Below are 22,739 nucleotides of genomic sequence, written 5' to 3'. Positions count from 1 at the left end.
ACCCCCCATGAGCTTTGGCCCGTAACTGGCCTGAAGCGCTGAGCGCTTCGGGAAGGTGTTGATCAGTGTGAGGGCTGCCTCACAACGTTCACGACCATTTCCATGCCATATACCAAGACCGAAATCCCACTAGACATTGGATCACCTTCCTTTCGTTACGTTTCAGACAAGCTAAACGTAGCTCAAATTTGAGCCGATGCAAGGGGTTCGTTGTTATGGAACTTCATTCTTCTTGTCGCAGCGAAATCTCCTGCATTGCCGCGTCGGCTACCAGAGCCTGCCGCATCGGGCTTCACGAAGAAAATGTTGCGATGCGAAACGTGATCGGACGAAGCGTCAAATATCTGTCATCTTCGCTGTGAGGGCATGAAAAATTAAGAGTTTGTTACCCATTCCGCATCAACAATCGTCCAAGATTTGCCATTCTCCCGCGGGACAGGAAAACAACGGGAATCGGAGTTAGAGACGCATGTGTCGCTGGGCAGCCTATCGTGGAGACCCCCTCTATCTGGAGGAGCTGGTATCTTCGCCTGCCCACTCCCTGATCGAACAATCCCATTGCGCCACGCGCGCCAAGACGGCGACCAACGGTGATGGCTTCGGCATCGCCTGGTACGGCGACCGGCCGGAGCCGGGCCGCTACCGCGATATCCTGCCCGCCTGGTCCGACTGCAATCTGAAAAGCCTGGCACGGCAGATCCGCTCGCCGCTCTTCCTCGCCCATGTCCGCGCCGCGACCGGCGGCGGCACGCGGCGCGACAATTGCCATCCCTTCGTTCTCGAGAATTGGTCGTTCCAGCACAATGGCCAGATTTCCAATTTCGAGCGCCTGCGCCGCCCGATGGAAGCCATGCTCGATGACCGGCTGTTCCATGCCCGCAGCGGCACGACCGATTCCGAGCTGCTGTTCCTGCTGGCGATGCAATTCGGCTTGGCGAGTGATCCGGTCGCGGCGATAGCCGAGACCATAGGCTTTGTCGAAGGTCTGTCGATCGATTTGACCGGTTCGGCGCTGGTGCGCTTCACGGCCGCCTTCTCCGATGGCAAGTCGCTTCATGCGATCCGCTATGCGACAGACCGCAAGGCGCCGACGCTCTACGCATCGCCCGTCGGCTCAGGATATTGCCTGGTGTCGGAACCACTGAACGACGACATCGATGCCTGGCGAGAAATTCCCGATGGCAGTGCCGTGCTCATCGACGATACCGGCGTCCATGTGACGCCTTTTCAGCCGCAGGAGAGCAGGGCCGACAAGGCCCGGATTCCAGCCGCTATCCCTGCTTGAACTGCTCCGATATCAGCGCCGCCAGCCTGAATGCCACTTCGTCCTTGTCGAGATCGGGCCATTGCTCGACGCTGTCGTGACGGATGATCTTCACGCGATTATGCGTGCCGCCCATGATGCCGGTCGCGGGTGAGACGTCGTTGGCGACGATGATATCGGCGCCCTTGCGCTCCAGCTTCGCCTTTGCATTGCTCTCGACATCCTGCGTCTCGGCGGCAAAGCCGATGACGAGCTTCGGCCGTTGCGTATGATGGCCGACCGTCTTCAGGATGTCCGGGTTTTCGGTGAGCGTCAGTGTCGGGATGGATTCGCCCGGGTGCTTCTTGATCTTCTGGTCGGAGGCAGACGCCACCTTCCAGTCGGCAACGGCAGCCACCATCACGGCGATGTCGGCTGGAAGAGCCGCCAGCACGGCATCGCGCATCTCGTCGGCACGCTCAACATGGATGACGCGCATGCCCGCCGGATCGGGGAGGGTGACGGGGCCTGAGACCAGGGTGACGTCGGCGCCAAGGGCGGCAAGTGCAGAGGCGATGGCATGACCTTGCCGGCCGGATGAGCGGTTGGCGATATAGCGCACGGGGTCGATCGGTTCATGCGTTGGCCCAGAGGTAATGATGACTTTCTTGCCGGCAAGCGGCTTGGCGCCATCATCCAGCCGCATCTCGACGGCGGCAACAATATCGAGCGGTTCCGCCATGCGCCCCGCGCCCGCTTCGCCGCTCTCAGCCATTTCGCCCTTCATCGGACCGATAAAGGCGATGCCATCGCCGCGCAGCGTCTCGACGTTGCGCTTCGTTGCGGCATGGGCCCACATCTTGGGGTTCATGGCAGGTGCTGCCAGCACGGGCCGGTCAGTTGCAAGCAATATGGTCGAGGCAAGATCGTCCGCCAGCCCGTTCGCCATCTTGGCGAGCAGATTGGCCGTCGCCGGCGCGATCAGCACGAGATCGCAGTCGCGCGCCAGCCTGATATGGCCGACATCCTGCTCGTCCTGGCGGGAAAACAGATCGGTGAAGACGTGATCGGCGGCCAAGGCACCGACTGCGAGCGGCGTAATGAACTCCTGGGCGCCCGCCGTCATCACGGGGCGCACGCTTGCCCCGCGCTCGCGCAGCCGGCGGATGAGGTCGAGGCTCTTATAGGCCGCGATGCCGCCGGAGATGATGAGAAGGATGCGCTTTCCTGCGAGAACCATGGTTCAACCCGTCGTCCGTTCTTTTGACAACTAGCCTAAGCCCTTGGCGAATAATAGGCAATCGCGCCGTGCCTCCGCGGGTGCTGACACGCAGGCGATCACATCGACATCAACTACTTGTCACTTGCGGTAGCTCTTCGGCTCGACAACACTGAACACGTTAACGATCGAAGGAGCAACGCCTTGAGACTGATGAAAATCGCAATGATCGCCCTGCCAATCATGGCTGCTGCCGCGCCGGCTTTTGCCGAACGCGCCTATTCGCCGCAAGAGCAGAAGAACAAGGAGATCGTTCTGGATTTCTACCAGAAGGCGCTGAACGACAAGGACTTCGATGCTGCCTCCAAATATCTCGGCAAATATATCCAGCACAATCCGATGGCCGGCGATGGTCCGGAAGGGCTGCGCGGCTTCCTCGATTACCTGAAGAAGAACTATCCGCAGTCGAAGAGTGAGATCAAGCGCGTCATGGTCGACGGCGACTTTGTGATCCTGCGCGTCCACGCAATTCGCCAGCCCGGCGACCGGGGCAGCGCCATCGTCGATATCTTCCGGGTCGAGGACAACAAGATCCAGGAGCATTGGGATTCGGTGCAGCCGATCCCCGAGACATCGAAGAACAACAATACGATGTTCTAAACGCAAGGGCCGCAAGAGATCCAGCTCTTGCGGCCCGTTCTTACTCATTCAAAGCATGCCGGCGACGATAATCGCACCGTGAAAGGCGCCGTCAGGTCCGCGTGATCGACAGGCCGCCGTCGACCAGCGAAGCCGTGCCGCTGACGAAGCTGGCGTCATCGGAGGCGAGGTAGAGGACCGAGCGGGCAATCTCCTCCGGACCGGCAACACGCTTCAGCGCATGCAGATTGGTGATGAAAGCCTGCTTCTCGGCCGTGTCGTTCATCTCGCGATACATGTCGGTATCAACAGCGCCTGGCAATATGGCATTGACGCGCACATTCTGCGGACCGAATTCGGCGGCCAGTGTTTGCGTCAGGCCGATCAGGCCGGACTTGCTGGCGGCATAGGCAGCAACGCCCGGGAAGCTGACGGTATGGCCGACAAAGGTCGAGGTGAAGATCACCGAGCCACCGCCGTGCTTGATCATTTCGCGGATCTGGTGCTTGGCGGCCAGGAACGACGCAGTGAGGTTGATCGCCAGTGCATCGGCAAAACCTGCCTCGGAAACCTCGGTGCTGGGGCCGGATTCGCCAAGTGTGCCGGCATTGTTGAAGGCAATATCGAGTTTGCCGTAGCGCTCGACCGCAAGGGCAACCAGTACCTTGTGGTAATCTTCCGAGCGCACATCGCCGGCCAGTGCGGCAGCCTCGCCGCCGGCGGCCTTGATTTCATCGACAAGACTTTCCAGTTCCGCGCCGCGGCGAGCGCCGACGATGACCTTGGCGCCTTCAGCGGCAAAGAGCTTTGCAGTGGTGCGGCCGATGCCGGAGCTGGCGCCGGTGACGATTGCGACTTTTCCATTCAAACGGTTCATTGTTCCATCTCCTGTGTGAGAACGTGTGTTTCGGTCTGTCCGATACACGGAAGATGGCCTTTTCCAACCGTTCGGATTAGTCTTCAAATAATGGAACTTGAATTCGGAATTGCCGAACGATGCTGAAGATGGATGGGATTGTCACTTTCGTCGCCGTTGCCGAGGCGGGATCGATCAGCGAGGCGGCGCGACGCCTTCGCTTGTCGAAATCCGTCGTCAGCGAGCGGCTGTCGGAGATGGAGAAAGTTCTGGGGGCGACCCTGCTCCATCGGACGACCCGCAAGCTGACCCTGACCGAGGATGGGACCGCCTTCCTGGAACGTGCGACCCGCATCGCACAGGAGGTGCGCGAGGCCGCCGCCGATCTCGCCGAACGGCGCGGCACGCTGATGGGACCACTGCGCATCGCGGCACCCGTCACCTTCGGCCGCATGCATCTCGGTCCGGCTCTCTATCCGTTTCTATCCGATCATCCCGATATAGAGCTGACGCTTGATCTCGATGATCGCCGCGTCGATCCGTCATCGGATGGTTATGACGCGATCATCCGCCACGGCCTGATCGCAGACTCGCGGCTGGTCGCGTGGAAGCTTGCAAGCAGCCGCCGCCTTCTCGTGGCGTCGCCGGATTATCTGAAGCGCCACGGTCGCCCCGCCTCGCTATCGGACCTCGAGAACCATCGCGGTATTTTCTATACCAATCGCGGCGTGGCTGACTGGCGGTTCCAGGGTGCGGACGGGGCTGTCGTTATCAGGGGGAGGCTGGCGCTGGGGGTCAACAATGGCGACGTCCTTCACGATGCGGCCATTGCCGGGCTCGGAATTGCTTTGTTGCCGACCTTCATCGTCGGACCCTCCGTCGGGGAAGGGCGGCTTGTCGAGATCGATATCGGCCATCGGCCCGAGCCGGAGTTCATCTTCATGGCCCATCCGGAGGGGCGCAATCCATCGGCGAAACTCAGGGCCATAGCCGAGCATCTGAAGAAGGCATTCGGCGATCCGCCCTATTGGGACCGGGGCTAGTTACGCTATCAGGCTCATGAGATTGGCAACGATGGGCGATCGCTGTGCCTTGAGGCTGGCAAGACCGAGACGTGCCACGATCGGCGGCCCATCGATCGGCCGATAGGCGACGCCGTCGAGCTTGATCTGCGCGATCGACGCGGGAACGATGGAAACCCCGAGATTGGCGGCGACGAGATTGACGATCGACGGGATCTGCGGTGCCTCCTGCGTCACCACAAGCTCGAAACCGGCCTCGCGGCAGGCCGCGACAATATCGTCATAGAGGCTGAGGCCAACCATGCGCGGAAAGAGGATAAAGGGCTCGCCGGCAAGTGCTGCAATCGGCACCCGATCTCGCGCCGCAAGGGGATGGCGGGCGGGCAGTGCAATCATCATCGGCTCGTCGGCAAAGCGCTTCAGCCGCACGTCGCGCGTATCTTCCAGGCCGGGGCGGATAAAGGCGGCATCGATCTCGCCGCGTACCAGCCGCTCCATCAGTGCATTGGTGTTCATCTCGGTGAGCGACAACAGCACGCCGGGCCAGTGATCGCGAAACTCTCGGATGGTCGCCGTGACGATGCTGTTGAAGGCGGAGGAGGCGGTAAAGCCGAGCGACAGGCGGCCGATTTCGCCGCGGTTGGCGCGCTGGGCCGCGAGCTTTGCTTTTTCCGCCGCATCCACGGCGGTCTTCGCCTCGGCCAGAAAGGCTTCGCCGGCGACCGTCAGTTCGGCGCCATGCGGCACGCGGTGAAACAACTGCACACCAACCTCGTTTTCCAGATCCTTGATCTGCTGGCTGAGCGGCGGCTGGCCGATGCCGAGATTGGCGGCGGCGCGGGTGAAATTTCCCTCTGCCGCCAGCGCCAGAAAATAGCGGATATGACGCAGTTCCACGATATCTCCAAAACCTATTGAAATCGCCTGTTCCATATATTGGACTAATGAAGTGCTATTGAATAGATTCTGGGGGTAAGAAAGATTGGATGCCCCATGTTCCGCCCCGCCAACAGGCAAAAAACCACCGCCTCCGAAGTCCCGTCGCGTCCGGAATTGACGCTTGTGAAAAGCGAGCCGCTGGTCGAGCCGCGCCAGTTCCTGACGCGTGGCACACCTGCCTTCCGCCGCGCGACCATCGCCCTGTTCCTCTCCGGCTTTGCCACCTTCTCGCTGCTCTATTGCGTTCAGCCGCTGATGCCGATCTTCTCGCAGGATTTCGGCGTTACGCCCGCTGAAAGCTCGCTGTCGCTGTCGCTTTCGACAGGATTCCTGGCCTTTGCGATTTTCGGGGCAGCTGCCGTTTCCGAAAGCCTCGGGCGCCGCAGCCTGATGTTCATTTCGCTGCTGGGTGCTGCTCTTTGCACGCTTGTCTGCGCGGTATCGCCCAACTGGCATGTTCTGCTGATTTTCCGTGCGCTCGAAGGCTTCCTTCTGGGCGGCGTTCCCGCTGTCGCCATGACCTATCTGGCCGAAGAGATCGAGCCGCGCGGCCTTGGCGGCGCCATGGGTCTCTATATCGCCGGCAATGCTTTTGGCGGCATGGCCGGTCGCGTTGTGACGGGTACGATCGCGGAATTCTTCAGCTGGCGGCCAGCGCTGGCAGCTGTCGGCATTCTCGGCCTGATCGCCGCCACCGGCTTTCTCTATCTGCTGCCGCCATCGCGCAATTTCACGCCGCGCAAAGGTTTCGATATTGCCTTTCATGGGAAGGCCTGGAGCGGGCATTTCAGCAATCCGGCACTGCCGCTGCTGTTCGCCATCGGCTTCCTGGTCATGGGCTCCTTCGTCACGGTCTATAATTATTCCGGCTTCCGCCTCGTCGTCGCGCCGTATAATCTCAGCCAGACCGAGCTTGGCCTGATCTTCACCGCCTATCTCTTCGGCATCGTTGCCTCCTGGGCCGCAGGTCTGCTTGGCGACCGCATCGGCCACTTCGTCGTGCTGCCGGCCGGTGTGTTGATTGCCGCTCTTGGCGCTGTCGTCACCCTGTCCACGTCGCTGCTGCTGATCATCCTTGGCATCATTCTGGTGACGATCGGCTTCTTCGTCACCCATTCCGTCGCCAGCGCCCTTGTGGGACGGCTTGCGAGTGGCGCCAAGGGGCATGCCTCCTCGCTCTATCTGCTGGCCTATTATCTGGGCTCCAGCATTGCCGGCTCGCTCGGCGGCTATTTCTGGCTTGCCGACGGTTGGAATGCCGTGGTTGCCTTCATCCTCATCATGCTGGCCATCTGCCTTGTCAGCGCCGTTGCGATCGCAAGGTTGGCTCGCCGCTAAGGCCGGAGATTGAAAATGATCCGCATCAACCATCTCGATCACCTCGTGCTGACGGTCGCAAGCATCGAGCAGAGCTGCGATTTCTACGCTCGGGTCCTCGGCATGGGCGTCGAAACCTTCGGCGAGGGCCGCAAGGCGCTGACGTTCGGCAACCAGAAGATCAACCTGCATCGCGCGGGCCACGAATTCGAACCGAAGGCCAAGCGGCCGACGCCGGGCTCCGCCGATCTCTGCTTCATCAGCAACACGCCGATCGACGACATCATCGCTCATCTGCAGGTGGAGGCTGTCGCGATCGAGGAAGGTCCGGTTCGCCGAACCGGCGCGACCGGCCCCATTCTCTCGGTCTATTTCCGCGATCCCGATCACAATTTGATCGAAGTCTCCAACGCCATCTCCTGAGATTGTGCGTCGTCAGACACTTCTTGACATCGCCTGCCTACGATCTATATTAAACCGGAAGGTTAATTAACTTATTGGTTTGTGATCCTCATGGATGCGTTGAGCATGACCCTTTCGGCTCTTGCCGACCCGACCCGCCGGGCCATCCTGGCACGGCTGACAAGCGGCGAGGCCTCCGTTTCCGAGCTGGCGGAGCCATTCGACATGTCCCTGGTCGCCGTTTCCAAGCATTTGAAGGTGTTGGAAAAGGCTGGTCTGATCTCGAAGGGGAGGGAGGCGCAGTGGCGTCCTTGCCGGCTGGAACCCAAGCCGCTCAGGCAGGTGGATGACTGGCTGGAAAGCTATCGCCAGTTCTGGAACGATAATCTCGACCGCCTGGAAGCTTACGCAGCTCTGTTGCAACAGGGAGGAGCCGATGACCGCGGCAAATGACGGCGGCGGCATGAGCCCGCAGCGCGAGATCGTGTTGACCCGCGACATAGCCGCACCGCGCGCACTGCTGTTTCGTCTCTGGACGGAGCCGGAGCATCTGATGCGCTGGTGGGGGCCGCAGACCACCACCGCCTCATCCGTCTCCGTGGATTTGCGCGAAGGCGGCGCCTGGCGGCACTGCATTCTTACGGCAGAGGGTCGGGAATATTGGAGCCACGGACGCTATCTGGAGATCATTCCACCGGAACGCCTCGTCTTCACCTTCGGCTGGGAAAACCGGGAGGGTAAGCCCGAGCATACGATGCAGGTCACCGTGGAATTTCATGAGCTTGGCGAGAAGACGCGTCTCATGTTTCGCAAGGTGCAGCTGCCCGATGATACCGAACTGAAGCTGCAGACCGGCGGCTGGGAACAGGCTCTCGATAAATATGTCGCTTACGCAGAAGCCACCTCAAGGGAAGGATGAGTGTGATGAAGAAGACCTATCACGGAAGCTGCCATTGCGGCGCCGTCGCTTATGAAGCCGATCTCGATCTTCAGGGTGGCACCTTCAAATGCAATTGCTCGATCTGCAAGAAGAAGCGCAATTGGCTGACTGTCGCCACACCCGCCGATTTCCATCTGGTTTCCGGCGAAGAGAGCATTGGCGAATATCAGTTCGGCCAACGCATCCTGCATCACCTCTTCTGCAAGAACTGCGGTATCAGTTCCTTCAATTGGGGTGAAAATCCAGCACTCGGCGGCAAGTTCTATGCGGTCAGCATCAGCTGTCTGGACGATGCCAGCGACGAGGAACTGGCCTCGCTCCCCGTGGGATATTTCGACGGCCGCGACGACCATTTCGACAGGGCGCCCGAAGAAACGCGCTATCTTTAACGTAGGACTTAGCCTTTGGTGGCCAGCCAGATGACATGACGCGCGCCGCTCTTGCCATTGGCGCGCGTATGGACCACCTCGGCGGCAAAGCCGCTCTCGCGCAAGCGTTTCGTGAAGCGCTCGTCGGGTCCGGAAGACCAGACCGCCAGAATACCGCCTGAGCGCAGCGCGCCATGGGCAGCCTTCAGGCCTTGATAGTCGTAAAGGCCGTCATTGGCCTCCGACGTGATGCCATCCGGGCCGTTGTCGACATCGAGCAGGATGGCGTCGTAACTCGCCTTGCTCGCACGGATGAGCGGGCGGACATCGCCTTCGTGGATAGCGACGCGTGCATCATCGAGGCAGCCATCAAAAACCGTTGCCATCGGCCCGCGCGCCCATGCGACGACGGCCGGGACGAGTTCCGCGACCGTGACCTTGGCGTCCTCACCGAGTTCGCCGAGTGCCGCCCGCAAGGTAAACCCCATGCCGAGGCCGCCGATCAGCAGATGCGGCGCCTTGCGGCCCTTGATTTTCTCGCAGGAGAGCGTGGCAAGCGCGCGCTCGGAGCCGCTCAGGCGACTGTTCATCAGCTCGTTGGTACCAAGCATGATGGAAAATTCCTGGCCGCGCTGCTTCAGCCGCAGTTCGCCGCCGCCGGGGATTTTCGCAGTGTCGAGCAAGGTCCAGGGGATCACGGGCAACTCTCAAGCTTGTTGGAATCGCCCGGGACCATAGTCTTTCAATGTCGCCAAGAACAGATGCCCTTATCCCAGCCGGATATAGGGCACATCCTTTTTCGCAACTTCATCAAGCGCTTCCTCATAGCCCGCATCGGCATAGCGCATGACGCCGAGCGCCGTGTCGTTGGTGAGCGCATGGTCGAGCCGCTCATCAGCGGCTTGCGTGCCATCAGCAACCACGGTGACGCCGCAGCTCGTCATGTAACCGGCATAGCCGCCGCCGCCGGAATGGACGACGACGAGATCGGCCATCGACGAGCAGAGCATCATGGCGTCGATCAGCGGCCAGTCGGCGATGGCGTCGGAGCCGTCCTTCATGCCCTCGGTCATGATGTTCGGATGGGCCATGGCGCCGGCGTCGAGATGATCGCGCGAGAAGGCGATCGGGCCCTTGAGCTCGCCGCTTGCCACAAGCTCGTTGACGCGGCGGGCAAGTGTGGTGCGCTCGCCATGGCCGAGCCAGGCGATACGCGCCGGCAGGCCTTCGAAGGGCACGTGCTCGCGGGCAAGGCGGATCCAGTTGGTGACGATCTTGTTGTCCGGGAACATTTCGAGCAGCAGGTCGTCGATACGGGCGATATCGCTTTCCTCACCCGACAATGCCATCCATCGGAACGGGCCGATGGCGCGGCAGAAGAGCGGCCGCAGATAGGCTTCGGTGAAGATCGGGATATCGAAGGCATTGGCGACGCCGCCTTCCTTCGCCTGGGTGCGGATGAGGTTGCCGTTGTCGAAGACTTCGGAGCCCTTTTTCTGGAAGTCCAGCATGGCCTTCACATGTTCGACGATCGAGGCGCGGCTTGCCGCCATCAACTGGCCCTGGCCATCGTCGCGCAGATCCTTGACCTGGGCGAGGCTCATGCCCTTCGGCACATAACCATAGACGAGATCATGGGCCGACGTCTGGTCGGTGACGATATCAGGCACGATGCCGCGCCGCGCGATTTCCGGATAGATTTCGGCCGCATTGCCTACGAGGCCGACGGAAAGCGCCCGCTTCTCCTTGACGGCAGCGTCGATCATTGCCAGCGCGGAATCGAGGTCTGGCGCGATCTCCTGCAGATAGCCGATTTCCTGGCGCTTCCGGGCACGCTCTGCATCGATGTCGACGCAGAGGATCGCGGCACCCGCCATGCGGCCGGCGAGCGGCTGCGCGCCGCCCATGCCGCCAAGACCGGCGGTCAGAACGAAACGGCCGAAGAGATCGCCGCCGAAGCGGCGCTCGGCGATGCGCATAAAGATTTCATAGGTGCCCTGGATGACGCCCTGGCTGCCGATATATTGCCAGGCTCCGGCCGTCAGGCCGCCCCAGCAGATCAGGCCCTTGCGCTGCAGCTCGTAGAACACCTCGGCCTTCGCCCACTGTCCGACAATGTTGCAGTTCGCCATGATGACCAGCGGCGCCTTGTCATGCGTGCGGATGAGGCCGATCGGTTTGCCGGACTGGATGAGCAGCGTCTGGTTCTCATCCATTTCGGTGAGCGCCTTGACGATACCCTTGTGTGCCGCCCAATTGCGCGCAGCCTTGCCGAGGGCTGCGTAGACGACGAGATTGTCCGGGTCTTCGCCCACCGAGAGCACGTTTTCGAGCAGGCGCAGCAGGGCCTCCTGCCGCCAGCCCTTGGCACGCAGCTCCGGGCCGCCCGGAATGGGGAATTTCGGGTGACGTGGATTGGCTTTCGGCATGGATTTCCCTTCCCTGTTTTCTTTGTTGTTTCGGTGGCCCGGCTATTTCGGCGGCAGACCTTCGACGAAGTCCAGCGCGGCCAGAAGCAGCCGCTTGCGCAGCATGTCGTTGCCATAGGCTTCCGGCCCGGCACGCAGCCACCCCTTCATCTCGCGACCGCCCATCAACATGGTTTTGACGTCATGCTGCTCCAGCGCCCAGCTATCGTTGCCCTTGCCGAGACGGATCAGCATCCCGTCGACACGGGCGCCGCAGAATAGGTGGCCATTCAGCAGAAAGGCCCAGCCGCCGAACATCGCTTTTTCGCTGAGCCCGGGGCGTTCCCCGAGCTCTTCTCTCAGCAATTCTTCGAGACCGGCGTCGCGGGCCATTCAAGCCTCCTGCGTTCCTCAGCCCTTCTTGCCGGCGAGCGCGTATTTCGCGATCTCGATGCCCATGGCCTTCTCTACGGAGGGATAAACCGTGGGGTCGAGCACGCTGGCCGAGAGAGGAATGATGTCCATCGGCACATGCAGGATGAAGACGTTCATGCCTTCATACAGCTGGCCGACGCTCAAGGGTTCGCCTTCCGGCGACAGCGTGGTGATGACGGAAGGGAAGGTCGCGAGACGCTTGCCACCGGTGTCTTCGACCGCCATGTACTCGTTCATCACATACATGATGACGGCCTTGTCGCCGCTGCCGACCGTGATGGTGCCGATATCGAAGGCTTCCTTCGTGTAGACGACATCCTTCGTGGTGATCGTGCCTTCGGCCAGGATATGACCGCCCGTCGTCTTGCAGATGGCGTCGATGACGGCGCTGCCGCCCTTCTTTTCCGCCTCGATGATGGCTTCGCCGAGCGACAGCGCCATGGAGATGCCGCCGAGCGCTGCGTGCGTGCGGACGTAAGAAGCGCGCAAGGGGTTGCGGCAGGAGGCGATGAAGCCGCCCGATTGGTCGGAAGCGGCGCGCAGGATCGGCGAAATCTTCGCCGTCGCACCCTTCACGACCAGCTCGATATAGCGGTTCTCGGCGCGATTGCCGCCGACGGCGGTCTGGATCATCTGCTCCGGCGAACCGGCCATGCCGATCGAGCCCATATCACCAGTCGGATGAGCGCGGATATCGCCGACGGCGTCCACGACCTTCGTGCCGAGAATGGCCGATGGCAGCCAGCCGTTCAGCGTCGAGGACTTGCCGTTCTGGCCGATGATCAGACCGGAAAGCTTTTCGCCAAGCTCGTCCTGCAGCAGCTGTGCGGCCTTGACGTAATCGATGCCCTGCATTTCCCAGGGGGTCGTGGAGGCCGGCGCGCCGATGGCGGCAGCCGTCGCGATCCAGTCGTTGTCGTTGAGTTCGTCGATCGACACCAGCTCCGGCTTGCCGACATTGACGGCCGCATAGCCGAGCATGCGGCCGTGATCGGCCCAGCCGCCGCCGCCGGCGGCATAAACGGAGCCACCCTTGACGGCCGCTTCCACATCCTTGGCAACGAGTACGCGTCCCATTGGCTACTCCCGGTTCTGTTTGAGGTTCTTGTCCATGTCGCGCACCGCTTCGAAAAGCACGGCGGCACCCATGGCGATATCATCATTCTCGGCCCATTCCTCGGCGCAATGGCTGCGGCCTTCCTTGCAGGGCACGAAGATCATGGCGGCGGGCGCGACCTTGGCGATCCAGGCCGTGTCGTGGCCGGCGCCGGAGGCCATGCGGCGATGCTTGGCGCCGACCGTTTCGCAAGCTCGCTCGAGCGTTTCGAGCAGCACCGGAGCGCCCGGTGTCGGAAAATTGTCGGAGACGCGGACCGGCGTATTGATCGTCACGCCGTAATCGGCGGCAATGGTCTTCACTTCACCGTCGATCCAGGCGAGGAAATCTTCCATGTCGCCACGGATTTCGGCGCGGCCGTCGATCAACAGCACGACCTTGGACGGCACGACATTAGCGGCATTCGGCTCGATGCGGAATTCGCCGACGGTTGCGGCGAAATGACCCGGCGTCTTCGCCTGCTCGGCCGCCCTCTGCCGGATATCCAGCACGAGCTGCGAGGCTGCCACCAGTGCATCCGCGCGGCGATCCATCGGCGTCGTGCCGGCATGGTCGGCGCGGCCTTCCACGGTGATTTCGATGCGGGTGATGCCGGCGATCGCGGTGACAATGCCCACATCCTTGTTCTCGGCTTCCAGCACCGGCCCCTGCTCGATATGCAGTTCCAGGAAGCCGGCAATATCCGGGCGCTTCTGAGCGAGCAATACGGAAGGGTCACCGCCGACTTCGGCAATGCCCTGCGAAAGCGTGCGGTCGCCGCTCATGCGGGAGAGCCAGGCCTCGGGGATCTGCCCGGTCATGCCGCGGCTGCCGATGCAGGAGACGCCGAAGATGCTGACTTCTTCAGCCAGGAAATCGACGATCTCCAGATCATGGTCGAGTTCGATGCCGCGATCCTTCAAGGAGCGGGCGACTTCAAGCGCTGCAATCGTGCCGGCGATGCCGTCGAAGCGGCCGCCATCGGGAACGGTGTCGGAATGCGAGCCGACAAGGATCGTGCCGAGGCCGGGTTTCGCGCCGGCGCGACGGCCGATCAGGTTGCCGGCGGCATCCATGCGCGTCTCAAGTCCTGCCGCCTTCATCCGTGCGTCGATATAGGCGCGCCCTTCGAGGAAGAGCGGCGAAAAGGCGCGGCGCGTCCAGGGGTGGCCGGGCTCGGTAATGCCGGCCAGCGCATCGATGTCTTCAGCGATGCGGTCGGCGTTGACGGGCAGGTTGCGGCGTTTGGTGTCGGTCATCAGGCAGCATCTCCGGCAATGATTTGGCGAGGCAAGGGGCGCACGAAGTTGCCGGAGCCGGGTTCGGCCAGCACCTTCTGTCCCTCGGTGATCTGCTTGCCTCTAAGGTAGGCGGCCGACACAGTCCAGGGCAGACGGATGCCGTTATAGGGGCTCCAGCCAACGACATTGTTGCCGCTGGCGGCTGCGTCATAGACCATTTCGCGTGGTTCCAGCACGACGATGTCGGCATCCTTGCCCGGCGTCAGCGCGCCCTTGATATGGTCGAGACGGAAATGCTTAGCCGGATTCTCTGCCATCAGCTTCGCGGCCCAGGTGAGCGGCACGCCGCGTTCGAGAGCACCCTTGACGAAGAGCGGCACCATGACCTCCAGTCCCGGCACGCCGGAAGCGTTCGCCAGCATATCCGGATTGGTCTTGCGGTTTTCCGACCAGCTGACATGGTCGGTCGAGACCAGCCAGACATTGCCTTCCGCCACCTTGCGCCACAAGCTTTCCACTTCGGCGCGCGGGCGGATCGGCGGATTGATTTTCGCCTTGCCGCCGAGGCGCCGCACATCGTTTTCCTCGTCGAGCGTCAGATAATGGATGCAGCATTCAACGGTCGCTTCGAAGCCGTCGCGGCGATAGGCGCGGGCAATATCATAGCCACGGCCGAGCGAGCAATGCACGACATGGGCCGGGCAGCCGGTATCCGCACCCGTCTCGAAGATCGTGTGCATGGCGAGAAGCTCAGTGATCGGCGGGCGGGAAAGGCCGTGGGCGCGATAGTCGGTCACGCCGCTCGCCTTCACCTGCTCCATATAGGTGCGGACCGCTTCGTCATCCTCATTGTGGACCCCGGCGGTCAGCCCGGTCGGCGCGATGGCGGCAAAGCAGGCGTCGAGAAGAGCAGGCGGGATGCGGGGGAAGCGCTTCGGGTCCGTGCCGAAGGTCGAGAATTTGAAGGCGGCAACGCCGGCCTCGACCATTTCGGCGATGCGCGCCGGGCCCTCTTCCGGGTCGATCGTGCCATAGAGAGCGAAATCGACGCGCGCCTGCGGAGAGGCATGGTCGATCTTCTTCTTCAAGGATTCAGCCGAGCAGACGAGATTGCCTTCGTCATAGGGCATGTCGACGATGGTGGTGACGCCGCCGGCCGCCGCCGAGCGCGTCGACCAGACGAAGTCTTCCTGATCCTTCTGCGATAGCGAATGCACCTGCGCATCGATCGCGCCGGGCAGGATCAGCGCCTTGCCGAGCAGATGCCGCTCGCGTGCCGCTGGCGGCACGCCGATGCCGATCTCGGCGATCTTGCCGTCGCGCACGGCGACATAACCCGCCTCCACGATGCGCTCAGGCAAAACAACCGTGCCCTGAAGAACAAGATCGAAATCGGCCATATGCATTCTCTCCGCTTATCGGTTGGTTCAGATGGCGACGGTGTCGCGATATAGCCGCTCTTCGACACGCTCCAGCGAGCCGAGCGCGAAGAAATCATCATAGGCAAGGATCGGCTTGTGGGCGATCATTTCGGAAATGAAGGCCTCGGAAGCAAGCTCTTCTTCGATCGCCTCGACTTCTGCTGAAAGGGGACGGTCGACCACATAGAAATCGGCATGCTTGCGCACGACGTCGTAGAGCATGCGCGCAACGCCTTCCGGCTTGTCGCCGAGGATGTCCATCGCCTGGGCCGAAAGCAGCGCTTCCAATGCCGCCAGGCGCTTCAGCGCCCGCATCTGCCGCTCGAAGCGTTCGATGACCAGCGGCAGGAAGGCAGCCTCGTCCTCCATGCCGCCCGCGACGACAAGCGATTGCGCCGAAACCGGGTTGGACATGGAGAGCACGCGCGAGAAGATCTCACCCGCTAGCTTGATGATTGGTCCGAAACCAGTGGCGATCTTGCCCTCCGGCACGAGATTGACCGGCAAGCCGCGACGTTGGCCGTTGCCGAGCAGGACGCAGCGATTGAAGGCGTTGCGGGCAGCGTGTGCCATGCAGATCACGGCGGCTTCAAGCAGAATGGTAACGTCGAGCGGCAGCGAACCGCCCGAGGTCATGACGCGCCCGTCGACGATGACGGGGTTGTCGTCGGAGCGGCCGGTGGCGGCGAGAATCTTGTGACCGGCCGTCAACAGGTTCTCGATGACGGCGCCGAAGACCTGTCCGATCATGCGCAGGCTCAGCGGGTCCTGCACATGGGTCGCGACCGGCCAGGGCCATTCATCCGAGGCATTGCAAAGCCAGGCGCCGATCAGCGCCTCGCGGGCGGTGCCGACATGGCGCACCGCGATCCAGGGGTCACGCGAAGCGCCAAGAGCGCCAGCGGCCATCATGGCGGTAGCAAGCAGCACGCGGATCGAGGCAGCGGCGTTGCGGGTGGTCTCGGCGGCAGCGGCGAAGCTTACGGCATTGACGCTAAGCGAAGCCAGGCTGTCACGCGGGAGCATCTTCACGGCGCTGATGCCGGCGGCGTCGAAGGCATCGGCCGCCTGCATGCGGCGGCCACGATAGACGGCTTCGCCGACGCCGGTCAGAACCGCGCCGATCTGGCCCATCAGGCCGATATCGGCGCAGCCGATCGAGCCGGTGCGCCGTACCACAGGGATGACATCGGCGCGCAGCAACTGCAGATAGGAATCGATCAGCTCCTGCGAACATCCGACCTGCCCCGTCAGGGCAGTGTTGACGCGGATCGCCATGGCGTTGCGCACGACCGACATGGAAAAGGGAGCGCCAGTGCCGAAATGATGCGCACGCACCAGGCCGAGATTGAAGGCGTCGAGATCTTCCGGCGACCACTCGACATCCTTCATCGCGCCGACGCCGGTCGTCGAACCGTAGACCGGCATGCCGGACTGGATGGTGCTTTCGAGAACGCCGCGTGCCAGGCGCACCCGCGCCATGCCACTTTCCGATGCCGAAGGAAGCGCGACGCCTGCGCCGATCCGAACCAGATCGCTGAACCCCAAGGGCTGTCCGGTGAGTTCGATGCCGGCTCTCTGACGCTCCATTGTCGTTATTCTCCTTTTTTGCAAGGCTATGCGAGCCTCATCGCCAATGGGATATCCCAAATGGCGAACACCTCAATCGGCGGCGTGTGAATTCTGAGGCGAGTCCGGCTGCGATGCAACTCTGTGTTTGCTTGGGCTCATAGGCTCCCGCTCGCGAGCGCGGGCAGCGGGGATCGGCCCTTTCCCGTGTGAAGGAAGACGGCACACGCCGATGCTCAAGCCTCAAGATGCGTCGAGGATCAGCTCAGATGCCAGGCGATATAAAGAAGTGCCAGCGCGATGACCCACAGCGCCAGACGGCCGGAGCGGCTGTGCTTGGCCTCGGCCTTGCCGATCGCTTCTGCGGTCTGCGGATCGAAGCGCAGGCCATTCTCGCTCATATGCAGCAGCTCGTGATGGAACTTCTCCGTCTTGGCGGCGATTTCCGGCACGGCTTCGGCGAGTTTCACGGCTGCCTTCAGGCCGTCCTTGAGGTCGGTCATGATGCGCTTGGGGCCGAGATTGGTGCGGATCCAGTCTCCGACGACCGGCTCCGAAGCCTTCCACATGTTGAAGCGCGGATTGAGCATGCGCGACACGCCCTCGACCACGACCATGGTCTTCTGCAGCATGACCAGTTCGGGACGCGTCTCCATGTCGAAGAGCTCGGTCACCTCGAAGAGCAGCGTCAGCAGCTTGCCCATGGAGATCGTTTCGGCCGGCTGGCCGTGGATCGGCTCGCCGATGGCGCGGATCGCCTGGGCGAAACTTTCCATATTGTGATGGGCAGGTACGTAGCCGGCTTCGAAGTGCACTTCGGCGACGCGGAGATAGTCGCGGGTGATGAAGCCATAGAGGATTTCGGCGAGGAAACGGCGTTCCTTCCGACCGAGCCGCCCGACGATGCCCATGTCGACGGCGACGATCATTCCAGTGGCATCGACGAAGAGGTTGCCGGGGTGCATGTCGGCATGGAAGAAGCCGTCGCGCAGCGTGTGGCGAAGGAAAGACTGGATCAGCGTATCGGCGAGCGTGTTAAGATCGTGGCCGGCGGCCTTCAATCCCTCGACATCGGACATCTTGACGCCGTCGATCCACTCCATGGTGATGACGTCGCGTCCCGTGCGCTCCCAATCAACCTTGGGAACGCGGAAGCCCGGATCCTTCTCCGTATTCTCGGCGATCTCGGAAAGGGCAGCCGCTTCCAGCCGCAGATCCATCTCCACCTTGGTGGTTTGCTCGAGTGTCCGCGTCACTTCGACTGGCCGAAGACGTCGGCTGGACGGGAGGAAGCGCTCCTGCAGCCCGGCGACGAGGTACATCGCCTTGATATCGTTGCCGAAACGCTGACGGACGCCGGGGCGAACCACCTTGACGGCAACACGCTTGCGGCCTTCCGCGGTCTCGATTTCGGCCGGATGCACCTGCGCGATGGAGGCGGCGGCGATCGGCTCGCCGAAGCTGGCATAGAGATCATCGATCCGCCGGCCGAGCGAGGCCTCGATAGCTGCCATCGCTGTCGCCTGCGGGAAGAAAGCCATGCGGTCCTGCAGCTGCGACAGGTCGTTGGCCATGTCGACGCCAACCACGTCGGGGCGCGTCGCCAGGAACTGGCCGATCTTCACATAGGAAGGGCCGAGCCGCTCGACGGCCTTGGCAAGCCGGTCGCTGCGGGCCTGGCTCTTGGCGCGCTTGCGGGCAAACATGCCGACGAAGGATTTGGCGAGGCTGACGGACGGCGGCAGGCCTTCCGACGGAAGCGAAATGACCACGCCTTCGCGCACCAGTACCCAGCCGACCCTGAGCAGGCCGAAATATGCGTAGAAAGCACTCATAGCGTCTCAAGGTCTCTGGAGATGGAGGCCGTCAGTCGGGTCACATCGCTCGACATCATGCTTCAGAGCTTCCAGCCGGAGTGCAGCGCGGCGATGCCGCCGGTGTAATTGGTGAAGCTCACGCGTGAGAAGCCGGCCTCACGGATCATCGTCGCGAAGTCCTGCTGGTTCGGGAACTTGCGGATCGATTCCACCAGATACTGATAGGGCTCGGCATCGCCAGTGATCGCCTTGCCGAAGCGCGGGATGGCGTTGAAGGACCAGGCGTCGTAGACGCGGTCTAGCAGCGGCAGGTCAACCTCGGAGAATTCAAGCACCAGCAGCCGGCCGCCGCGCTTGAGAACCCGATAGGCTTCCTTCAGCGCCACGTCGATGTGCGGCACGTTGCGAATGCCGAAAGCGATCGTGTAGGCGTCGAACGAATTGGGCTCGAAGGGCAGTTCCTCGGCATTCGCCTCGACGAAGGTCAGGTTGTCGGAGAGCTTCTTCTTTTCGGCGCGCTCGGCACCGACGCCAAGCATCGAACCGTTGATGTCGAGCACGGTCGCATGCGCCAGACGGTTCGAGGCTTCAACGATGCGGAAGGCGATATCGCCCGTACCGCCGGCGACGTCGAGGGTCTTGTAGCCCGCGTCCTTGCGCGGGTTGAGCGCGGATATCATCGCGTCCTTCCAGGCGCGGTGCATGCCCATGGACATCACGTCGTTCATGACGTCGTAGCGCTTGGCGACCTTGTGGAACACCTCGTTGACGAGGCCCTGCTTTTCGCCATCGGCTACTTCGCGGAAACCATAGGACGTTTCCATGCCGCCATCGGCGGAGGTGCGGCTGTCTGCCATCGGCTCAACTCCGTTACATAATTCAGTCGCGGACCATGGCGAAATCGCGTTTGCCACGCTATCTCATCAGCCAGATCACCATCCGCAACGCCTTGGGCTATAGCCCAGATCATAAGCGGTTGAAACATAAAGATGGATAGCCATGCCGGAATTACCAGAGGTCGAAACCGTCAGACGCGGGCTGGCGCCTTCCATGGAGGGCGCGGTTCTGCAGGCGCTGGAGCTGCGGCGCAACGATCTGCGCTTTCCGTTCCCGGCCGATTTCGCGCAGGCCGTGTCAGGCCGCGGCATCACGTCGCTGTCGCGCCGCGCCAAGTACCTGCTGATCGACCTGGAAGACGGCATGACGATTGTCTCGCATCTCGGCATGTCCGGCTCCTTCAGGGTCGAGGCTGGTGTAGCGGCCGATGCGCCCGGCAACTTCCATCATCCACGCTCCAAGGACGAGAAGCACGACCACGTCGTCTTCCATCTGGCGGGTGTAAACGGTGGCGCACGCGTGATCTATAATGATCCGCGACGCTTCGGCTTCATGGATATGGTCAGACGGTCGGATATTGGGAGCCACCCCTTCTTCCGCGATCTCGGTCCGGAGCCGACGGGCAATGAACTGGGCGCCGACTATCTGGCCCAGCGCTTTGCCGGCAAGGCCCAGCCGTTGAAGAGCGCCTTGCTCGACCAGAAGAACATTGCCGGCCTTGGCAATATATATGTCTGCGAGGCGCTGTGGCGGTCTCATCTGTCACCCTTGCGCGCCGCCGGCTCGCTGGTCACCGACGCCGGCGGGCCGACCGGGGAACTGCTGACGCTGGTCGCTGCCATACGCGAGGTCATTGCCGATGCGATCGCCGCCGGTGGCTCGTCCCTGCGCGATCATATCCAGACGGATGGGTCGCTTGGCTATTTCCAGCATTCATTTTCCGTCTACGATCGTGAAGCCCAGCCTTGCAGTACGCCCGGTTGCAGCGGTACGGTCGGTCGCATTGTTCAGGCGGGGCGCTCCTCTTTCTATTGCGCCACCTGCCAAAGCTGATTGAAGGGAGAGAGACATGGCCTACGAAACCCTCATCGTCGAAACGCATGGGGCCGTCGGCCTCGTCCGGCTCAACCGACCGCAGGCGCTGAACGCGCTGAACTCCACCGTATTGTCTGAGCTGAAGCAGGCCTATGCCGCCTTCCATCTGGATGATGCGATTGGCGTGATCGTGCTCACCGGTTCGGAAAAGGCTTTCGCGGCCGGCGCCGACATCAAGGAAATGCAGCCGCTCGATTTCATCGATGTCTACAAGAACGATTTGATGAGTGGCTGGGACGAGGTCGCCAAGGTGCGCAAGCCCGTTATCGCGGCGGTCAGCGGTTTCGCGCTTGGCGGCGGCTGCGAGCTCGCCATGATGTGCGATTTCATTATTGCCTCCGAGACGGCGAAGTTTGGCCAGCCGGAGATCACCCTCGGCGTCATCCCCGGCATGGGCGGTTCGCAGCGGCTGACCCGCGCCGTCGGCAAGGCGAAGGCGATGGATCTGATTCTGACCGGCCGCATGATGGATGCCGCAGAAGCGGAACGTGCGGGCTTGGTGGCTCGCGTCGTGTCGGCTGACAAGCTGCTGGACGAGGCTCTGGCCGCCGCCGCCAAGATCGCCTCTCTGTCACGCCCCTCGGTGCTGATGGCCAAGGAGGCGGTCAACCGCGCGCTGGAAACCACGCTTGAGGAGGGCTTGCGTTTCGAGCGCCGCCTGTTCCACAGCCTGTTCGGCACGGAAGATCAGAGGGAAGGCATGGCTGCCTTCATGGAAAAACGTAAGCCTGCGTTCAAGAACCGGTGAGCGCAGGAATCCGGAATTACGAGCCTTCGGCAAGAATCCGCGTTGACGCCGGGGCTCATTCCGGTTATATGCCCGCCACAGTTTGGAAAGCCGCTCTGGTTTTCCGCAATTGCTCCCGCATTGCTGGATGAAGTGGCCGCAGGGCCCGCGCTGCAACGATGGAGTTATGTTCGAATTCTAAGAGAGGCATACATGGCCAATACTACCTCGGCGAAAAAAGCGACCCGCAAGATCGTCCGCCGCACCGAAGTCAACAAGGCTCGTCGCTCGCGCGTTCGCACTTTCGTCCGCCAGGTCGAAGAAGCCATCGCATCGGGTGATGCAGATCTCGCAAAGGCAGCTTTCCTTGCCGCCCAGCCGGAACTGGCTCGCGCAGCAACCAAGGGCGTGCTTCACGCCAACACTGCTTCCCGCAAGGTCTCGCGTCTTGCCAAGCGTGTGAAGGCCCTTTCGGCCCCGACCGCATAACTTTCTATTAACGACTCGATCGTTAGACTTGAAGCCCGGCCCTTGCGCCGGGCTTTTTGGATTCTGACAAAAAAATGCCGTATTGCCAAAATCGAGTACCTGATCATGTCATTGACGTGACAGAAATATACATTTGAAAACAAAGGCTTGCAGCAGGATATCCCAGCGCTGTGTGATCTGCATGACGCGTTGCCGGCTCACAAGTGAGTCAAGGGAATTTTTATTTTATTTCTTTTGAAAGCCCTGAGAATCGCGCTGAACGGGAATCTCTTTGATTCAACAGCGATTCTTTTTTGAAGGGCTTGTGACAGTCAAATATGGCTTCCGGAGTCAATGGCCGGCTCTTAATTTTGTGTAAAATTCATCGTTGATATCTGCCTCCGATCCTGCCTAAATGCTTTTCAACAAGGGGCGCGGATCTCACCTTAAACGGCTTCGGCGAACACCGTCACTAGCGGCGGCGTGGGTGGTTTTGTCTCTTGTGACGGAGCAGTTCAGCTCCGTTTTTTCAAACAGTTGACGAGTTAAAGCCGGAAGCGGCAACGCTTGCGGAACGAGGAAGCTTGTCTGTCCTTTGCAGCCTAAGTCAATGACGCGGCTGTGGGGAGGGGAGAAAAATTGACAGTCGTTGGAGCAGCCGGTCGGAAGACGAGGGCCGA

General features: G+C 61.7%; 22 protein-coding genes and 1 pseudogene. 11 read left to right on the top strand and 12 right to left on the bottom strand.

The features are described 5' to 3' along the window. The first annotated feature begins 469 nt into the window (after positions 1 to 469). Positions 470 to 1,285: a class II glutamine amidotransferase gene (locus A6U86_RS27275; protein ID WP_068397764.1), complete on the top strand. Its 816-nt coding sequence runs from the start codon at positions 470 to 472 to the stop codon at positions 1,283 to 1,285. Here the strand turns inward: A6U86_RS27275 and coaBC are convergent. Next, positions 1,272 to 2,483, bottom strand: coding sequence for a bifunctional phosphopantothenoylcysteine decarboxylase/phosphopantothenate--cysteine ligase CoaBC (gene coaBC, locus A6U86_RS27270; RefSeq protein WP_068397762.1), 1,212 nt, complete (start codon positions 2,481 to 2,483; stop codon positions 1,272 to 1,274). The two genes, A6U86_RS27275 and coaBC, sit on opposite strands and share 14 nt — an antisense overlap. Before the next feature lie 183 nt (positions 2,484 to 2,666). On the opposite strand from coaBC, the gene A6U86_RS27265 reads away from it, so the two are divergent. Continuing rightward, a complete protein-coding gene (locus A6U86_RS27265; RefSeq protein ID WP_068397760.1) occupies positions 2,667 to 3,122 on the top strand; it encodes a nuclear transport factor 2 family protein in 456 nt (151 codons plus the stop codon). Between the two features lie 91 nt (positions 3,123 to 3,213). Here A6U86_RS27265 and A6U86_RS27260 read toward each other — a convergent pair whose 3' ends face one another. Beyond that, complete coding sequence (locus A6U86_RS27260) at positions 3,214 to 3,978, bottom strand: SDR family oxidoreductase (RefSeq protein WP_068397758.1); 765 nt, start codon at positions 3,976 to 3,978, stop codon at positions 3,214 to 3,216. A gap of 119 nt (positions 3,979 to 4,097) precedes the next feature. Between A6U86_RS27260 and A6U86_RS27255 the strand changes: the two genes are divergently transcribed. Further along, positions 4,098 to 5,000 (top strand): LysR family transcriptional regulator, encoded by a 903-nt coding sequence (locus tag A6U86_RS27255; RefSeq protein ID WP_068397755.1) that lies wholly within the window; start codon positions 4,098 to 4,100, stop codon positions 4,998 to 5,000. On the opposite strand, the gene A6U86_RS27250 is transcribed toward A6U86_RS27255, so the two are convergent. After that, positions 5,001 to 5,876, bottom strand: coding sequence for a LysR family transcriptional regulator (locus tag A6U86_RS27250; RefSeq protein ID WP_068397967.1), 876 nt, complete (start codon positions 5,874 to 5,876; stop codon positions 5,001 to 5,003). A 96-nt stretch (positions 5,877 to 5,972) separates the two neighbouring features. On the opposite strand from A6U86_RS27250, the gene A6U86_RS27245 reads away from it, so the two are divergent. The 5 genes from A6U86_RS27245 to A6U86_RS27225 all read left to right on the top strand — a co-directional run bounded on the left by A6U86_RS27245 (position 5,973) and on the right by A6U86_RS27225 (position 8,966). Beyond that, a complete protein-coding gene (locus A6U86_RS27245) occupies positions 5,973 to 7,256 on the top strand; it encodes an MFS transporter (protein ID WP_068397752.1) in 1,284 nt (427 codons plus the stop codon). Between the two features lie 15 nt (positions 7,257 to 7,271). After that, positions 7,272 to 7,658, top strand: coding sequence for a VOC family protein (locus A6U86_RS27240; RefSeq protein WP_068397749.1), 387 nt, complete (start codon positions 7,272 to 7,274; stop codon positions 7,656 to 7,658). 90 nt (positions 7,659 to 7,748) lie between these two features. Beyond that, complete coding sequence (locus A6U86_RS27235; RefSeq protein ID WP_068397964.1) at positions 7,749 to 8,090, top strand: helix-turn-helix transcriptional regulator; 342 nt, start codon at positions 7,749 to 7,751, stop codon at positions 8,088 to 8,090. Further along, on the top strand, positions 8,074 to 8,556 hold the full coding sequence (locus A6U86_RS27230; protein ID WP_068397746.1) for an SRPBCC domain-containing protein: 483 nt from the start codon (positions 8,074 to 8,076) through the stop codon (positions 8,554 to 8,556). The genes A6U86_RS27235 and A6U86_RS27230 overlap by 17 nt, the downstream gene beginning before the upstream one ends. A 5-nt stretch (positions 8,557 to 8,561) precedes the next feature. Further along, a complete protein-coding gene (locus A6U86_RS27225) occupies positions 8,562 to 8,966 on the top strand; it encodes a GFA family protein (protein WP_068397961.1) in 405 nt (134 codons plus the stop codon). Positions 8,967 to 8,974: 8 nt separating this feature from the next. Here the strand turns inward: A6U86_RS27225 and A6U86_RS27220 are convergent, their stop codons facing one another. The 9 genes and pseudogenes from A6U86_RS27220 to ubiE form a co-directional block, all read right to left on the bottom strand. Then, complete coding sequence (locus A6U86_RS27220; RefSeq protein WP_068397743.1) at positions 8,975 to 9,643, bottom strand: spermidine synthase; 669 nt, start codon at positions 9,641 to 9,643, stop codon at positions 8,975 to 8,977. A gap of 69 nt (positions 9,644 to 9,712) precedes the next feature. Then, positions 9,713 to 11,374, bottom strand: a complete 1,662-nt coding sequence (locus A6U86_RS27215; protein ID WP_068397740.1) for a urocanate hydratase — start codon at positions 11,372 to 11,374, stop codon at positions 9,713 to 9,715. A 42-nt stretch (positions 11,375 to 11,416) separates the two neighbouring features. Further along, positions 11,417 to 11,746 carry a TfoX/Sxy family protein gene (locus A6U86_RS27210; RefSeq protein ID WP_068397737.1) on the bottom strand — a complete coding sequence of 110 codons (330 nt, stop codon included), beginning with the start codon at positions 11,744 to 11,746 and terminating at the stop codon, positions 11,417 to 11,419. 18 nt (positions 11,747 to 11,764) lie between these two features. Continuing rightward, positions 11,765 to 12,865, bottom strand: coding sequence for a DUF917 domain-containing protein (locus A6U86_RS27205; protein ID WP_068397734.1), 1,101 nt, complete (start codon positions 12,863 to 12,865; stop codon positions 11,765 to 11,767). Further along, positions 12,849 to 14,143, bottom strand: a pseudogene (locus A6U86_RS27200) (Zn-dependent hydrolase); the annotation flags it as partial. The pseudogene A6U86_RS27200 and the gene A6U86_RS27205, both read right to left, overlap by 17 nt. Next, positions 14,143 to 15,525: a dihydroorotase family protein gene (locus tag A6U86_RS27195; protein WP_068397728.1), complete on the bottom strand. Its 1,383-nt coding sequence runs from the start codon at positions 15,523 to 15,525 to the stop codon at positions 14,143 to 14,145. The pseudogene A6U86_RS27200 and the gene A6U86_RS27195, both read right to left, overlap by 1 nt. Before the next feature lie 27 nt (positions 15,526 to 15,552). Further along, the gene (locus A6U86_RS27190; protein WP_068397725.1) at positions 15,553 to 17,136 is read right to left on the bottom strand and encodes an aromatic amino acid lyase; all 1,584 of its coding nucleotides are present in this window, start codon (positions 17,134 to 17,136) and stop codon (positions 15,553 to 15,555) included. 239 nt (positions 17,137 to 17,375) lie between these two features. Beyond that, complete coding sequence (gene ubiB, locus A6U86_RS27185; RefSeq protein ID WP_068397722.1) at positions 17,376 to 18,950, bottom strand: 2-polyprenylphenol 6-hydroxylase; 1,575 nt, start codon at positions 18,948 to 18,950, stop codon at positions 17,376 to 17,378. Positions 18,951 to 19,012: 62 nt separating this feature from the next. Then, positions 19,013 to 19,789: a bifunctional demethylmenaquinone methyltransferase/2-methoxy-6-polyprenyl-1,4-benzoquinol methylase UbiE gene (gene ubiE / locus A6U86_RS27180; RefSeq protein ID WP_068397719.1), complete on the bottom strand. Its 777-nt coding sequence runs from the start codon at positions 19,787 to 19,789 to the stop codon at positions 19,013 to 19,015. 142 nt (positions 19,790 to 19,931) lie between these two features. Here ubiE and mutM point away from each other — a divergent pair, with 142 nt between their 5' ends. The 3 genes from mutM to rpsT all read left to right on the top strand — a co-directional run bounded on the left by mutM (position 19,932) and on the right by rpsT (position 22,080). Then, positions 19,932 to 20,822 (top strand): bifunctional DNA-formamidopyrimidine glycosylase/DNA-(apurinic or apyrimidinic site) lyase, encoded by an 891-nt coding sequence (gene mutM / locus A6U86_RS27175; protein ID WP_068397717.1) that lies wholly within the window; start codon positions 19,932 to 19,934, stop codon positions 20,820 to 20,822. A gap of 16 nt (positions 20,823 to 20,838) precedes the next feature. Continuing rightward, positions 20,839 to 21,612, top strand: a complete 774-nt coding sequence (locus A6U86_RS27170) for an enoyl-CoA hydratase (RefSeq protein ID WP_068397715.1) — start codon at positions 20,839 to 20,841, stop codon at positions 21,610 to 21,612. Positions 21,613 to 21,804: 192 nt separating this feature from the next. After that, on the top strand, positions 21,805 to 22,080 hold the full coding sequence (gene rpsT, locus A6U86_RS27165; RefSeq protein WP_068397713.1) for a 30S ribosomal protein S20: 276 nt from the start codon (positions 21,805 to 21,807) through the stop codon (positions 22,078 to 22,080). Positions 22,081 to 22,739 lie beyond the last annotated feature (659 nt).

It is taken from the genome of Rhizobium sp. AC27/96, from assembly GCF_001692325.1.
GTDB lineage: Bacteria > Pseudomonadota > Alphaproteobacteria > Rhizobiales > Rhizobiaceae > Rhizobium.
This window is presented reverse-complemented; position numbering and strand designations above follow the sequence as displayed.